At 68.8% G+C, this 15281-nt stretch carries 14 protein-coding genes; 4 read left to right on the top strand and 10 right to left on the bottom strand.

Annotated elements, in window-relative coordinates:
• Nucleotides 1–581: 581 nt before the first annotated feature.
• Together tyrS and ACXC9Q_RS39655 are read right to left on the bottom strand one after the other, a co-directional pair.
• Complete coding sequence (gene tyrS / locus ACXC9Q_RS39650; protein ID WP_457061995.1) at nt 582–1886, bottom strand: tyrosine--tRNA ligase; 1305 nt, start codon at nt 1884–1886, stop codon at nt 582–584.
• Nucleotides 1887–1945: 59 nt separating this feature from the next.
• Nucleotides 1946–2983, bottom strand: coding sequence for an App1 family protein (locus tag ACXC9Q_RS39655; protein WP_457061997.1), 1038 nt, complete (start codon nt 2981–2983; stop codon nt 1946–1948).
• A 111-nt stretch (nt 2984–3094) separates the two neighbouring features.
• Here ACXC9Q_RS39655 and ACXC9Q_RS39660 point away from each other — a divergent pair, with 111 nt between their 5' ends.
• Entirely contained in the window at nt 3095–4042 is a 948-nt protein-coding gene (locus ACXC9Q_RS39660; protein ID WP_457061998.1) for an LLM class flavin-dependent oxidoreductase, read from the top strand.
• Here ACXC9Q_RS39660 and ACXC9Q_RS39665 read toward each other — a convergent pair.
• The 8 genes from ACXC9Q_RS39665 to argC all read right to left on the bottom strand — a co-directional run bounded on the left by ACXC9Q_RS39665 (nt 4039) and on the right by argC (nt 12165).
• Entirely contained in the window at nt 4039–4722 is a 684-nt protein-coding gene (locus ACXC9Q_RS39665; RefSeq protein WP_457062000.1) for a DNA-3-methyladenine glycosylase, read from the bottom strand. The two genes, ACXC9Q_RS39660 and ACXC9Q_RS39665, sit on opposite strands and share 4 nt — an antisense overlap.
• A gap of 45 nt (nt 4723–4767) precedes the next feature.
• Nucleotides 4768–6183 (bottom strand): argininosuccinate lyase, encoded by a 1416-nt coding sequence (gene argH / locus ACXC9Q_RS39670; RefSeq protein ID WP_457062002.1) that lies wholly within the window; start codon nt 6181–6183, stop codon nt 4768–4770.
• 66 nt (nt 6184–6249) lie between these two features.
• Nucleotides 6250–6804 (bottom strand): arginine repressor, encoded by a 555-nt coding sequence (locus ACXC9Q_RS39675; RefSeq protein WP_457062003.1) that lies wholly within the window; start codon nt 6802–6804, stop codon nt 6250–6252.
• A complete protein-coding gene (gene argF, locus ACXC9Q_RS39680) occupies nt 6801–7733 on the bottom strand; it encodes an ornithine carbamoyltransferase (protein WP_457062004.1) in 933 nt (310 codons plus the stop codon). Before argF ends, ACXC9Q_RS39675 begins: the two co-directional genes overlap by 4 nt.
• A 118-nt stretch (nt 7734–7851) precedes the next feature.
• Nucleotides 7852–9054 carry an acetylornithine transaminase gene (locus tag ACXC9Q_RS39685; RefSeq protein ID WP_457062005.1) on the bottom strand — a complete coding sequence of 401 codons (1203 nt, stop codon included), beginning with the start codon at nt 9052–9054 and terminating at the stop codon, nt 7852–7854.
• Entirely contained in the window at nt 9051–9938 is an 888-nt protein-coding gene (gene argB / locus ACXC9Q_RS39690) for an acetylglutamate kinase (protein WP_457062006.1), read from the bottom strand. Before argB ends, ACXC9Q_RS39685 begins: the two co-directional genes overlap by 4 nt.
• Nucleotides 9935–11137 (bottom strand): bifunctional glutamate N-acetyltransferase/amino-acid acetyltransferase ArgJ, encoded by a 1203-nt coding sequence (gene argJ, locus ACXC9Q_RS39695; protein ID WP_457062008.1) that lies wholly within the window; start codon nt 11135–11137, stop codon nt 9935–9937. Before argJ ends, argB begins: the two co-directional genes overlap by 4 nt.
• Nucleotides 11134–12165, bottom strand: a complete 1032-nt coding sequence (argC, locus tag ACXC9Q_RS39700; RefSeq protein ID WP_457062009.1) for an N-acetyl-gamma-glutamyl-phosphate reductase — start codon at nt 12163–12165, stop codon at nt 11134–11136. The genes argJ and argC overlap by 4 nt, the downstream gene beginning before the upstream one ends.
• A gap of 161 nt (nt 12166–12326) precedes the next feature.
• On the opposite strand from argC, the gene ACXC9Q_RS39705 reads away from it, so the two are divergent.
• The 3 genes from ACXC9Q_RS39705 to ACXC9Q_RS39715 all read left to right on the top strand — a co-directional run bounded on the left by ACXC9Q_RS39705 (nt 12327) and on the right by ACXC9Q_RS39715 (nt 14438).
• On the top strand, nt 12327–12881 hold the full coding sequence (locus ACXC9Q_RS39705; RefSeq protein WP_457062010.1) for a carboxymuconolactone decarboxylase family protein: 555 nt from the start codon (nt 12327–12329) through the stop codon (nt 12879–12881).
• Complete coding sequence (locus ACXC9Q_RS39710) at nt 12878–13750, top strand: RNA polymerase sigma-70 factor (RefSeq protein ID WP_457062012.1); 873 nt, start codon at nt 12878–12880, stop codon at nt 13748–13750. Before ACXC9Q_RS39705 ends, ACXC9Q_RS39710 begins: the two co-directional genes overlap by 4 nt.
• 169 nt (nt 13751–13919) lie before the next feature.
• Nucleotides 13920–14438, top strand: coding sequence for a GNAT family N-acetyltransferase (locus ACXC9Q_RS39715; protein ID WP_457062013.1), 519 nt, complete (start codon nt 13920–13922; stop codon nt 14436–14438).
• The last annotated feature ends 843 nt before the right edge of the window (nt 14439–15281 follow it).

Below are 15281 nucleotides of genomic sequence, written 5' to 3' on the forward strand. Positions count from 1 at the left end.
GATCAAACTCTCCGTTGAAAAATATGACAAACCGGAAAACCGGTGAGTCGACACATCGAGTGATCCTTTGAACATCAGAAACAAATCAAACTGACTTGAATCCAGAAAATATTTCAAAGGAATCCGACACAGACAACAAACAACCCCCCACCAAAAACCACAAAGGTCCCTGGCAGAACATCATCCGAAGCCCATGTACGGGGTTAATGCAATTTCGGCATTGACTTTCGGCACGCTGTTGAGTTCTCAAAAATCGGACGCACACCGCGTCCCAGCCTTTCAGCTGAGGACTCCGGGGCAACCTGCGTTACTCTACCGGAGCAGATCCACCGAGTCAAGTCCCAGTTTTTCCGCTCACCCGCCGCGCCTCAGCCGCCGACCCGAGTCCGAGGACACGTTTCGGCTGAGCTAGCCTTGGGGGGTTCGGAGCGACCGGCCGCTTTCGCGTCCCGCGCCTCGCTCCAACAAGAAGAACATTACGTGGCTCGCAGGTAGCCGGTCAAATCGGTTCCCGGTGGGCAGGATCACACGGTTGTAATTTGCTCTCGTCAACCCGGATGTGGGAGTGGAGCCGACCGCCGTCAGTCCTGCGGCCGCGAGGCCAGAACGCCTGCAAACGAACGCTTCCCGCGGCGCAGCACCAGCACTCCCCCGGGCAGCAGATCGTCCGTGCCAGGCACGTACTCGGCGTCCTTCACCTTCTCGTTGTTGAGGTACCCACCGCCTTCGGCAACCGTCCGCCGCGCAGCAGACTTGCTGGCAACCAGTCCCGCCTTGACCAGCAGATCGCCGTACGTCGGCATCGGTTCGCCGGCTCCTAGTTCGACATGGGGCGCTTCGCGTAGTGCGGCGACGAGTGTGGAGCCGTCGAGGGACGCCAGCTCCCCCTGGCCGAAGAGCGCCCTGGATGCCTCCTGCACTCTCCGCGTCTCCTCAGCGCCGTGCACCAGCGTCGTGACGTCCTCCGCGAGTACACGCTGCGCCTCACGGGCCTGTGGACGTTCCATCGTCGCCTGCTCGAGGGCTGCGATCTCATCAACCGTGCGGAACGTGTAGAACCGCACCAGCTGCATCACGTCGCGGTCGTCGCTGTTGAACCAGAACTGGTAGAAGGCGTACGGCGACGTCAGCTCCCGATCCAGCCACACCGATCCGGACTCCGTCTTCCCGAACTTGGTCCCGTCGGCCTTGGTCACCAGCGGCGTAGCCAGTGCGTGCGCTTTGCCCCCGTCAGTACGGCGGATCAGCTCGACGCCGGCGGTCAGGTTCCCCCATTGGTCGCTGCCGCCGGTCTGCAGCGTGCAGTTGAAGCGCCGGTACAGCTCCAGGTAGTCCAGCGACTGCAGCAGCACGTAGCTGAACTCCGTGTAGCTGATCCCCTGCTCCAACCGGGCCTTCACCACCTCACGGCCGAGCATCCGGTTCACCGGGAAGTGCTTGCCGATGTCCCGCAGGAAGTCGAGCGTGTTGAGGTCCTTGGTCCAGTCGTAGTTGTTGACGATCCGGGCCGGGTTCGGCAGCGCCGGGTCGAAGTCGACGAACTTCTCCACCTGACTGCGGACCCGCTCGACCCACTGGTGGACGACGTCCTTCGGGTTCAGCACCCGCTCGGAGCTCTCCTTGGGGTCGCCGATCAGGCCGGTGGCGCCTCCGACGAGGCCGATGGGGTTGTGGCCGGCCAGCTGGAGCCGTCGAAGCGTCAGCAGCTGCAGCAGGTTGCCCATGTGCAGGCTGGGTGCGGTGGGGTCGAAGCCGACATAGGAGGTGATCGGTCCCGCCGCCATCGAGGCCCGCAGGGCGTCCGGGTCGGTGGAGTGGGCGATCAGGCCACGGCTGTCCAGGTCATCCAGCACCTGGGTGCGGCGTGCGGTCCCGCTGTCGGTCACTTGGCTCTCCTCGAGTACGTCGGTCAGCTACAAGTGTCCTGTATTCGAGCCGACGAGCCTCAGGTGGGCTCGGGACGCGTCAGTACGTCGCGGAGCTGCGGACGGAGCGCATGGCCGTCAGGCCCCTGGACTGTGGCAGCCGTCGGCCGCTGTGGATCGTGGGCACCCGGGTCCGGGTTCGGAACGGGAAGACCGTGGGACAGCACCTGCTCGGCGGGGGTGAGCTGACGGATGCCGATGGCGCGGACGTGATCCGGGTGCGTCTGCGCGAAGTCGCCGTACAACTGGGGGTCGTGCTGGCCGTCGTCGCCGACCAGGACCCAGCGGACGTTCGGGAACTCCTTCGCCAGCCGGCGCAGTGCGGTCCGCTTGTGCTCCTGCCCGCTACGGAACCAGCCGGTGTTGGTCGGCCCCCAGTCCGTCAGCAGCAACGGTCCGACCGGGTACCCGTGCCGGGCCAGGAAGCGGGTCAGCGTCGGAGCCGTGTTCCACGCACCGGTGGACAGGTAGAAGATCGGCGCTCCCGGGTGGTCCGCCAGGAGCTCGTCGTACAGCTCTGCCATCCCTGGTACGACGCGACGCACCTGCTCATCGCGGACGAACGTGTTCCAGGCGGCGATCATCGGCCGCGGCAGCATGGTCAGCATGACCGTGTCGTCGATGTCGCTGACCAGTCCGAAGGTCGCATCCGGGTCAGGGACGTAGACCCGGGCCCTGGCCTGCCGCTCGCCGTGCACGCCGAGGTTGATCTCGTGCCAGCCCGGCGGCAGCACCACCGGAACGGTGAGGTCGATGAACCCGCCCCGGTCGGTGATCGCCTCGAACGTCTGCCCGCCCACCGTCACCGAGACCGGGACCTTCGTCGCCGGCGCGGTGACGAACACCTTCCAGCCCCGCACCACGTGGTCCTCGTCGTGCCGCGGCTGGTTGCGCGGGTCCCTGCCCAGGGTGACCCGCGCAAGCACCCGGACGAACTCCGTGTTGCCGTAGCCGACATGCGGGATGATCCGCTCCCGCCAGCCGCGACGCCGGAGGATCGCCTGCACCCCGATGTTGAACCAGTCCTCGAGGAGGGAGGCGTAGTGCGGACGGGCCATACCGAAAACCTACCCGGAGCAAGGTCACCTACGCTTGCTCCCCCGCCACCCGTGGGAAGACCTTTACCGACTCCTCCGCGAACTGTCGGCGCCTGCCTCTACCGTCTTCGCATGACCGCTCTCGGAATGTGCTTCCCGCGCACCTACCCCGCCGCTCTCGTCACCGACATGGCCCGCCGTCTGGACCAAGGCGGCGCCGACGAACTGTGGATCATCGAGGACTGCTTCTTCACCGCGGGACCGTCGTTGGTGTCGGCCGCTCTGACGTCGACCGAGCGTCTCAAGGTCGGTCTCGGCATCGCGCCCGCGGTCGCCCGCACCGCCGCGGTGACGGCGATGGAGTTCGCAACGCTGGAGGCGCTCGGGCCGGGGCGGTTCCTGCCCGGCATCGGCCACGGCGTGCAGGAGTGGATGGGCCAGATGGGCGTCCGGCCGAAGTCGCCGCTCACCACGCTCGAAGAGGTCACCACGACCGTCACTCGGCTGCTCGCCGGGGAGACCGTGAGCTTCGAGGGCAAGGCCGTCTACCTGAAGGATGTGAAGCTGGACGCGCCGCCGGTCGAGCCGCCGCCGATCCTGCTCGGCGTGATGGGACCGAAGTCGATGGCACTGGCCGGCCGGGTCGCGGGAGGCGTCGTACTCGCGGAGCCCGCGACGCCGCCGTACGTGCGTCAGTCGGTCGAGTACGCCGGATCACCTGAGGGGTTCGTGGTCGCCGTGTTCACTGCGATGTGTGTGCGGAGTGACCGCAAGACGGCGTACGAGTGGACGGCGCCGTGGCTGGGATGGCGGATCGGGGACAAGCACCCGGGTGTGACCGCGCTGCCGTTCTTCGACGACATGAAGAAGCTGTTCGACGAGTCGGGTGTCGAAGGGCTCGTGGGGATGCCGGTCGACTGGTGGACGCAGATCGGGGCGATCGGCACGCTGGACGACGCGGCTGCGCACCTCGATGCACTGGAGGCAGCCGGGGTGCATCACATCGGGCTGTTCCCGGATCCGGAGGTGGAGCACGGTCTTCCGCAGCTCGATTACGTCCTCGAGCTGGCGAAGCGTTAGGGGCGGCGCTTCGGGACGTGCGGGCGGTACGGCGAGACCGTGGGGTCATCGGGGATCCAGAAGCGCCAAGGCCAATCGGCCGCTTCGCGGAGACCTACCCGGGGACCCGTGGACGGCTCGCCGTCGAAACCGGGGCCGGGGAGGAGCTGGATGGGCGAGCCCTTGGCGAGCAGGTCCGCACCGTTGCCGTCCCGTCCGATGCCGAGGGCAACACACAGCCGGGCCGGACCGCGTGCGAGGTCGCGATCCGGATTGCCGTTGGGCCGTTTGACGACCGGTCCGGATCGGATACCGGCACGTGCCTGGTTGAAGACGACCTTCTGGGTGTCGGGTTGGCCGCGGCGGGCGCGGGCCAGGTCGAGGCCTTCGATGATCTCGCCGGCCCGGAGCAGGACCGCTGAGGGCCGGCCTTCCGGGCCGACGACCACGTTCATGCAGTAATGCATGCCGTAGGTGAAATAGACGTAGAGGAATCCAGGTGGGCCGAACATCACCGCGTTCCGCCGTGTTTCGCCCCGATAGGCGTGCGAGCCGGGGTCGTTCGGGCCGTCGTACGCCTCGACCTCGGTGAGGCGGACGGCGACCGTCCCCTCGTCGGTGGTGCTGCGCAGGACCATGCCGAGGAGCTTCGGGGCCACGTCGAGGACGGGACCCGCGAGCAGCGAGCGGCGTACGGGCATGCGCAGCACCTTAAGCGATGGCGCCGACAGCAGGCGGAGGAGTTCTCAGCTCAGGCGTTCGGTGAGGGCGGTGGCGCGGCTGCGGAGTTCGGCCAGTTGCTCGGTGACTCGTTCGGTCGCCGTACCGCCGCGGGTGTTCCGGGAGGCGAGCGAGCCCTCCACCGTCAGCACCGAGCGGACGTCCGGCGTCAGCGAGGGTGAGATCGCGGCCAGGTCCTGGTCGGTGAGGTCCCAGAGCTCGATGCCGCGCTTCTCGCACTCCTGCACGCAGGCCCCGGCGACCTCGTGGGCGACCCGGAACGGGACCTTCTGCCGGACCAGCCACTCGGCGATGTCCGTCGCGAGCGAGAAGCCCTGCGGCGCGAGCTCTTCCAGCCGCGAGGTGTTGAAGCGCAGCGTCCGGATCATCCCGGTGAAGGCGGGCAGCAGCACCTCGAGCGTGTCGATGGAGTCGAAGACCGGCTCCTTGTCCTCCTGCAGATCCCGGTTGTACGCCAGCGGCTGCGCCTTCAGTGTCGCGAGCAGGCCGCTGAGGTTGCCGATCAGCCGGCCGGCCTTGCCGCGGGCGAGCTCGGCGATGTCCGGGTTCTTCTTCTGCGGCATGATGCTCGACCCGGTCGAGAACGCGTCGTCCAGCTCGACGAAGCCGAACTCCTTCGTCGCCCAGATGATCACCTCCTCGGCCTGCCGGGACAGGTCGACCCCGATCTGCGCGGTGACGAACGCGAACTCGGCGACGAAGTCGCGGGACGCGGTCCCGTCGATCGAGTTCGCCGAGGAGTTGGTGAAGCCGAGTTCGGTCGCGACGAACTGCGGGTCCAGCCCCAGCGAGCTGCCCGCCAGCGCACCGGATCCGTACGGCGAGTCCGCGGCGACGCGGGCGTCCCAGTCGGCCAGCCGGTCGAGGTCGCGGATCAGCGGCCAGGCATGCGCGAGCAGGTGATGCGAGAGCAGGACCGGCTGCGCGTGCTGCAAGTGGGTCCGGCCCGGCATGGCGACCCCGAGGTGCTTCTCGGCCTGCTCGGCGAGCGTGCTCACCTGCTCCAGCAGCAGCCGGCTGATGATCCGGCCGTGCTCACGCAGGTAGCCCTTGAACAGCGTGGCGACCTGGTCGTTCCGCGACCGCCCGGCACGCAACCGCCCACCCAGCTCGGCCCCCAGCAGGTCGAGCAGCCCGCGCTCGAGCGCCGTGTGCACGTCCTCGTCGCCCTCGGCGGGCAGGAAGCGCCCCGCGAGTACGTCGGCCAGCAGCTCATCCAGCCCGGCGAGCATCTTCTCCAGATCCTCGTCCGTCAGCAGTCCCGCTCGGTGGAGCACCTTCGCATGCGCCTTCGACCCCGCGACGTCGTACGGCGCCAGCCGCCAATCGAACTGGGTCGACTTGCTCAACGCCGCCAACGTATCCGCCGGCCCGCCCGCAAACCGCCCGCCCCACAGGGCAGCGCTTTCTCCCGTACTCATTTCACATTTCCTCTACTTGGCTTCGGAGTGGGCGGCTGACGGCGGGTGGCCAGGCCGGGCTGCCAGTCAATCGCCGGTCAGGTCCTTGAGGGGTACGACCGTGTGGTCCGGCTTGGTGTCGGCGCGTTCGGCCAGGCCCAGGAAGCGGGCCGCGAGGGCCTCGCCGCCGGTGGGGTTGCGGGAGACGACCATGACAGTGTCGTCGCCGGCGATGGTGCCGAGGACGTCGTCCAGTCCCACGTGGTCGATCGCCGACGCGAAGTACTGGGCCGCCCCCGGCGGGGTTCGCAGGATCACCAGGTTGGCGCTGCCCTCGGCGCTCACCAGCAGCTCCGACGCCACTCGGCCCAGGCGGGCTTCGAAGGCGGCGGCCTCGCCGGCTCGCGGCGTGCGGTCGCCGCCTTCACCGGGTACGGCGTACACGAGCTGGCCGGACGAGTCGCGGACCTTCACCGCGCCGATCTCGACCAGGTCGCGGGACAGCGTGGCCTGGCCGACGACGAGGCCGGACGCCGCGAGCAGGTCGGCCAGCTCGGTCTGCGAGCGCACCGGCTGCCGCCCGAGCAGATCGACGATCCGCTGCTGACGCGCAGTCTTCGTCGTCGGTACGGCGACGTTCATGCTGAGAAGCTCCTTGCCAGCAGCCAGGACAGCAGTGCCTTCTGCGCGTGCAGGCGGTTCTCGGCCTCGTCCCAGACGACCGACTGCGGTCCGTCGATCACGGCCGCCTCGATCTCCTTGCCGCGATAGGCAGGCAGACAGTGCAGCACGATCGCGTCGGAGTTCGCCTTCGCCATCAGTTGCTCGGTCACCGCGTAGGGGACGAACGGCTCCGCCCGCTCGGCGACCTGGGCTTCGTGCCCCATCGACACCCATGCGTCCGTGGCCACCACGTCGGCGGCGTCGGCCGCCGCCACCGGATCCGCCGTCCAACCGACCGAGCCTCCGGTCGACGCCGCGATCTCGGCCGCACGAGCCATGATGGCCGGATCCGGCTGGTAGGCGGCCGGCGAGCCGATGACCACATGCATCCCGGCCGTCGCACCACCGAGCAGATAGGAGTGCGACATGTTGTTGGCACCATCACCCAGGTAGACCAGCTTCAGCCCGGCGGTCGATCCCTTGTGCTGCCGCACGGTCTGCAGGTCGGCGAGGATCTGGCACGGGTGGAACTCATCGGTCAGCCCGTTGATCACCGGCACCCGCGAGGCCCCCGCCATTTCCTCGATGCGGGTCTGCCCGGACGTCCGCCAGACGATCGCCGCTACCTGCCGCTCCAGCACCCGCGCGGTGTCCGCGATCGGCTCACCGCGCCCCAGATGCGAACTCTGCGCGTCGATGACCATCGGTAAGCCGCCCAGCTCGGTGATGCCGACCGTGAACGAGATCCGGGTCCGGGTGGAGTTCTTGTCGAAGATCACCGCGACGGTCTGCGGCCCAGCCAGCGGCTGGTGCCCGTACCGATCCGTCCTCAGTTGCTCAGCCAGCGTCAGCACCTCGTCCTGCTCGACCGGACTGAGGTCATCATCACGCAAGAAGTGCCTGGTCATGGGGCCTCCCGGCCTGGACTGAGGAGCGGAGGGAGCGAAGCGACTGGAGCGACGAGGGAAGGGCGGGAGTCAAAGCCCCATGACCCTGCCGGCGCCGAAGGCCCGGCAGAAAGCACTGTCATCTGGTCTCCACTTGGTCCAGCAGGCCCGGGAGGGCCGCGACGAAAGTATCAGCGTCAGCTTTGCTCAGGATGTACGGCGGCGCCAGCCGCAACGCGTCCGGAATCGGATTGTTGATCACGAACCCGGCGGCCAGCGCCAGCGCGGCGACCTGGTCCGACACCGGCTGGGTCAACTCGATCGCCAGCAGCATCCCACGACCGCGCACGCCCGCGATCAGCGGATGGTCGAGCGCGATGATCGACGACGCGAGGTGGTTGCCGACGGCATTCACCTGGGCGAGCAGCCCGTCCCGCTCGATCACCGTCAGGACGGCGAGACCCGCGATCGCCGCGACCGGGTTGCCGCCGAAAGTCGTCCCGTGGTTGCCCGGCTGCAACAAGTCCGCGGCCGCGCCCAGCCCGATACACGCACCGATCGGGATCCCGGCGCCGAGGCCCTTCGCGACGGTCACCAGGTCCGGCGTGATCCCCTCCGGCTCGAACGCGAACCAGGTCCCCGTCCGGCCAATCCCGGTCTGGATCTCGTCGAGCCACAGCAACGCGCCGTGCTCCGACGTGATCCGCCGCGCCGCCTGCAGATACCCGGCCGGCGGTACGACGACCCCGTTCTCCCCCTGCATCGGCTCGAGCACGACGGCCGCGGTCTCGTCGTCGACAGCCGCGGCCAGCGCGGCCACATCGCCGTACGGGACGAACTCCACGTCGCCGGGCAGTGGCGCGAAGGCCTCCCGGTACGCCGGTTTCCAGGTGACCGCGAGCGCGCCCATGGTCCGCCCGTGGAAGGCACCGACGGTCGAGACGATCTTGGTCCGCCCGGTACGACGGGTGATCTTGAACGCCGCCTCGTTCGCCTCGGTGCCGGAGTTGGTGAAGAACACCTTGCCGGGGGCATCGAACAGGCCGAGCAGCTTCTCGGCCAGCGCGATCTGCGGCGCCGACGCGAAGAAGTTCGAGACATGGCCGAGGGTGGCGAGTTGCGAAGTCACGGCGGACACCACGAACGGGTGCGCGTGGCCGAGGCAGTTCACCGCGAGTCCGCCGAGCAGGTCGAGGTACTTGTTGCCATCGGCATCCCACAGGTAGGCGCCCTCACCGCGGACCAGCACCCGCTTCGGCGCACCGAAGGTGTTCATCAGCGCACTCGTGTACCGCTCGGTGAGAGCATTCTGCGTGCCGTCGACGGTCAGCAGTTCGGTCATGACGGAATCACCTGGGTTCCACTTCCGGCGTCGGTGAAGATCTCCAGCAGCAAAGAGTGCGGCACCCGGCCGTCGATCACGGTCGCCCGGGACACGCCCGACTCCACCGCGCGCAAGCAGGCCTCCATCTTGGGCACCATGCCGGACGCGAGCGACGGCAGCAACTCGGCGAGCTCGGCCGCGTCGATCTGGGTGATGATCTCGTCGCTGTCCGGCCAGTTCCGGTACACCCCGGCCACGTCGGTCAGCACGACCAGCTTCTCGGCGCCGAGCGCGACCGCCAGCGCGGCGGCCGCGGTGTCGGCGTTCACGTTGTGCGCCTGGCCGTCCTCGTCCGGCGCGATCGTCGACACGACCGGGATCCGGCCGGCGTCGATCAGGTCGATCACCGCCTCCGGTCGTACGTCGACCACGTCCCCGACCAGCCCGATGTCGACCGACTCGCCGTCGACGATCGCCGTCCGACGCTCCGCGGTGAACAAGCCGGCATCCTCACCAGACATGCCGACGGCGAACGGACCGTGTGCATTGAGCAGACCGACCAATTCGCGGCCGACCTTGCCGACCAGGACCATGCCGACGACGTCCATCGCCTCTGGCGTGGTGACCCGCAGTCCGCCGCGGAACTCGCTGTCGATGCCGAGCCGGCCGAGCATGTCGCTGATCTGCGGGCCGCCGCCGTGCACCACGACGACCCGGACGCCGCTGTACCGGAGGAACACGATGTCCTCGGCGAACGCACGCTTGAGTTCCTCGTCCACCATGGCGTTCCCGCCGTACTTCACCACGACCGTCTTGCCGTGGAACTCCTTCAGCCAGGGCAGGGCCTCGGTCAGGACCGCGGCCTTCTCGACTGCCTGCGCGTGCGTCGTGGTCAGACTCATGACGCGTACGCCGAGTTCTCTTCGACGTACCCGTGCGACAAGTCGGTGGTGAGCACCGTGGCCGACGCCGGGCCGGCGTGCAGGTCGATCAGTACGTCGATCTCCAGGCCGCTCAGGTCCGCCTCGGACCGGTCGACACCCTTGTCACCGGCAACGCAGACCGGCGCGCCGTTCAAGGTGATGTCGAGCAACGACGGGTCGAACGCGGTCGGGGCGTTGCCCACCGCCATCGCGATCCGTCCCCAGTTCGGATCGGAGGCGAAGAACGCCGTCTTGCAGAGGTTGTCCTCAGCAACGACCTTCGCGGCGGCCAGCGCCTCCGCCTCGGTCGCCGCGCCCTGCACGGTGATGCTGACGTGCTTGGTGACGCCCTCGGCATCCGCCTGCAGTTGCTTCACCAGGTCGTCGGCCAGCACCGTCAGCGCGGCCTCGAACGCCTCCGGACTGACGCTCACCTCGGACGCGCCCGAGCTCAACAGCAGAACGGTGTCGTTGGTCGATGTTCCCCCGTCGACGTCGAGCCGGTTGAAGGTCTTGCCGACCGCGTTCCGCAGCGCGTGGTCCAGGTGCGGCTGGTCGAGTACGGCGTCGGTGGTGATGACGCTGAGCATCGTCGCCATGTTCGGCGCGCACATCCCGGCACCCTTCGCGAACCCGCCGATACTCCAGCCGGCCGGGTGCTTCAGCACAGCCTGCTTCGGCACGTTGTCGGTCGTCATCACCGCAGTTGCCGCGGCCAGCCCGTGCTCGGGACCGTTGCCCAGCGCATCCACGGCCGCATCGATGCCGGGGATGAGTTTGTCCATCGGCAGCCGCTCGCCGATCAGGCCAGTCGAGCAGACCCCGATCTCGGCCGCGCCGAGGCCGAGCACCTCGGCCAGCTTCTCCGCGGTCTGGTGCGTGTCCTGGAAGCCCTCGGGTCCGGTGCAGGCGTTGGCGCCGCCGGAGTTCAGGACGACGGCCTTCAGCTTGCCGGCGGTCAGGACCTGCTGGGACCAGAGCACGGGCGCGGCCTTCACCTTGTTGGTGGTGAAGACACCGGCGGCCACATCGTGCGGGCCGTCGTTGACCACGACGGTGAGGTCCGGCGTGCCGGCCGGTTTGATCCCGGCGATCACCCCGGCCGCACGGAAGCCGGCCGGCGCTGTGACCCCGGCGCTCCGATCGACTTGGGTGTCCGGGGTGACTGCTACGGTCACGGGGCTACTCCTACGAGGGGAAGGGCCAGGGTCTCGTCGAGACCGACGGCCAGGTTCATGCACTGCACGGCTCCGCCGGCGGTGCCCTTGGTGAGGTTGTCCATCGCGGCCACGATGACGGCGCGGCCGGTGCGGGGGTCGAGGGCGAGCTGCAGCTGCACGGTGTTCGCGCCGAGGGTGGCCTGCGTCTGCGGCCACTGTCCTTCGGGCAGCACGTGCACGAACGGCTCGTTGCGGTAGGCATCCTCGTAGGCCTGCCGCAGCGTCGCCAGATCGGTGCCGTCGGCAACCGGTGCGCTGCAGGTGGCAAGGATGCCGCGGGACATCGGCACGAGCACCGGGGTGAAGGAGACGCTCACCGGCAGCTCGGCGTACGGCGTGAGGTTCTGCTCGATCTCCGGGGTATGCCGGTGGACCCCGCCGACGCCGTACGCGGAGGCCGACCCCATCACCTCGGCGCCGAGCAGGTGCGGCTTCGGCGCCTTGCCCGCGCCCGACGTCCCGCTGACCGCGACAACCACCAGCTGGCCGGGATCGACGAGGCCGTTCTGTACGGCGGGCAGCAGGGCGAGCGTGGAGACGGTCGGATAACACCCCGGTACAGCGACCCGGTGCGAACCGCGGAGCTTGTCCCGCTGCCCCGGGAGCTCCGGAAGTCCGTACGGCCAGGAGCCGGCGTGCTCACCGCCGTAGAACTCGACCCACGCCTCGGCCTCGGTCAGCCGGAAGTCCGCGCCGCAGTCGATCACGGTGACGTCCTCGCCGAGTTGCTCGGCGATTCCGGCGGACTGTCCGTGCGGCAGGGCCAGGAACACCACGTCGTGACCGGCCAGCGTCTCCGCCGTGGTCTCGACCAGGGTGCGCCCGGCCAGCGGCACGAGGTGCGGGTGGTGCTCGCCGAGCGCCGTACCGGCACTCGCTGCGGCGGTCAGTGCGCCGATCTCGACCTGCGGGTGGCCGCTCAGCAACCGCAGCAGCTCACCGCCCGCATAGCCACTGGCCCCGGCCACCGCCACCTTCACACTCATATGAATGAGTATGCCACGAACCGGAAGAATATCCAATCGCGGGTGTGTCACCACCTATCACTCAACCATCGATGCTCCGGTCACGGTGTGACTCAGCTCATGTCACAGGCGGCCGGTGGGGCGTGTCCGGGAGGGGGACGACGACCTGGAGGTGGGGTTTGATGGCTCGGATCGGGCTGGAGCATGAGCGGACCTGGTTTGTGCGGTTGGCGGAATGGGGCAGCCGGCGGAAGTACGGGAAGGTGCCGGATCCCGGGAAGGTCGCACTGCACAACCGCAGGGTGCTGGTGTCGACACTGCTGCTGGAGGGGACGGCGGCGCGCTGGAAGGCGCTGGATCCCGGGCTCAAGGCAGTGGCAGTAATGGTGGTGTCGGCGCGGATCGGGTGCAGTTGGTGCATGGACTTCGGCTACTGGGAGTTCCACCACCAGGGTGTCGACCCGGTCAAGCTGCGCAATGTGCCAGGGTGGCGGGACAGCGACGTCTACACGGATCTGGAGCGCGCGGTGATGGACTACGCCGAGGCGATGACAGCGACCCCGCCGGAGGTCACCGACGAGCAGGTCGAGCGGCTGCGCCAGGACCTGACCGACGAGCAGCTGGTCGAGCTGACCGCGCTGGTTTCGCTGGAGAACTACCGCTCCCGCGTCAACGCCGCCCTCGGCCTGACCAGCCAGGGCTTCAAGGAGTTCTGCGAGCTGAGGCCGGTCCGGTGAACGACGAGCAGCTGGCCCGGGAGTTCGACGAACACCGGGCCGTCCTGGTCGGAGCGGCGTACCGCGTGGTCAGCAGTGTCAGCGACGCGGAGGATGTGGTCCAGGAGGCCTGGCTGCGCTGGGCTGCCATCGACCACGCCGACATCCGCGACGTCCGCGCGTACCTGATCCGCATCACCACGCGGCTCGCGCTCAACCGGCTGCGCGAGCAGAAGGCGCGGCGGGAGCAGTACGTCGGACCGTGGCTGCCCGAGCCGATCAGCCCGGCCCTCGCGTCGAACGACGACCCTGCGGCCGCCGTGGAGATGGCCGACTCCGTCAGCATGGCGATGCTGGTCGTCCTCGAGACGCTCTCGCCGCTCGAGCGGGCCACGTTCGTTTTGCGTGAGGTGTTCGATCTCCCGTACGACGAGATCGCTGACACCCTCGGCCGGTCGGAGAGCGCGGTCCGGCAGCTCGCGCACCGGGCCCGCGAGCACGTGCACGCGCGCCAGCCGCGGCATCACGTCGACAAGGCGCGGCACAACGAGCTCACGATGCGGTTCATGGCGGCAGCCGGCTCCGGCGACTTCGACCAGGTCGTGTCGCTGCTCGCGCCGGACGCCGTACTGATCAGCGACGGCGGCGGCAAGAAGCGGGCCGCGCTGCGCCCGATCCACGGCCCGGAGAAGATCGCCCGCTGGCTGTTCGCGGTCATCGCGGAGAACCCGAACTTCGAGATCCGGATGGCCACGCTGAACGACGACACCGCGTTCGTCGCGTACTTCGACGACGAGCCGGACACGGTCGCGTTCCTGGAGACCACCGACGAACTGATCACCGAGCTCTACCTGATCCGCAACCCGGACAAGCTGGGTCATCTCAGGTGATCCAGCGCCGCAGCGAGCAGGTGCTCGGTGCGGTGCATCGGCGTACTCACGTGCGGGCGAGGTGCCGTGCCGTCGGCGATAGATCACCTGAGATGACCCGAGCGCGGTCCCGGGTCTGCGTGACCTGGAGCCTTAGACTATCTGCAACTCAGTCGCAGATGGAGGTACCGTGAAGTACCTGGTGGTGGAACCGGACGACGCGCTGGATCCGGGCTTGCGGGCGGATCTGCTGGACACCTGGATCGCGGCCACCGATGCCGGCGGCGCGGTCGGGTTCACACCACCCGCCCCGGTCGAGCTGGTCGCGGAGACTCTCGACGTGGCGCCCGGCCGGGTCGCGGCCGGTCTGGATCTGCTCGGCGTGCTGCACACGGGCGAGCGGTACGCCGGGATGGGCCTGCTGGTGGATCGCGGCAGCGCGCTACAGGCGCATTGGCGCACGGTGCTGCGGGTGATGGTCCATCCGCAGCACCAGGGCAACGGCGCCGGCCGCGTGCTGATGGAAGGCCTACGCGGCTCGGCCGTGGATCTCGGCCTGGAACAACTCCAGCTGACCATCCGCGACGGCCTCGGCCTCGAGCAGTTCTACGAACCCCTCGGCTACCGGGTCGTCGGCCGCCACCCACACGCGGTCCGCGTCGACGACGACGACTACCGCGACGAGATCATGCTCGTCCTGGACCTGTAGCCCACCCCACACCTCCGCCGCCCGAGGGATCTCCTGTCGCCGCCGGCCCGCCTCACTTCGTGCACCGAATCCGCGCCAAGCCCGCCACGACGCGTCAACGGTGCACAAAGTCGGCCGCCGACCACCACCTGGCGCGTACGAGTCGGCGGCGACGGAGCCATACCTCGGCCGGGTGAGGCGGCGGTGCGACGGCCAGGGTGAGGCGGCGGTACGACGGCCAGGACGGGCGGCGGCACGGCGGGCGTACGAGGGCGCCCCAGGACGGGCGGCGGTACGGCGGGCATACGGGGCCCCAGGACGGGCGGAGGCACGGCGGCGTACGGGGGCCTCGGGGAGGCGGCGTGCGGCAACCGCGGTGAGACGGCGTGCGTCGGCGAGGACTTCGGGCACGCGTGGGGGCTTGGGACAGGTTGTCGGGGCCTGGGACAGGTCGTGGGGTGTTCAAGGCCCCGACGTGGTGTTCGCAGGCCCGCCCGTCAGACGACGGCGCCGCAGGCCGCGCCACCCCTGACGCTGCCCGGATATCCGGGCGCGTGCTGTGTTCTCCACCGTTGTCCGAGGAGAGAAGCTATCAATCGTGGGGATATCGGGCGCTCCGGTCGGTTCCGTGGGTGTTGCCCGTGCCGTCGACCGGATCGCCAGGCCATCACAACGAGGCGACGACGAAGGCCTCCCACCGACGACCGCGGCGTCTCGGCGATTGTGATGGCCTGCAAGTCCGCCACACCCCGGCCGGGCGGCGGTGGCGGGTCTGGTGATGCCGCGCCACGGACCGGACGCGCACCACTCACAGTGAGGATGATGGGTGTGGTCCCCCGCAGTGGTCGTCCTGACTCGACCACT

It is taken from the genome of Kribbella sp. CWNU-51 (assembly GCF_054073265.1).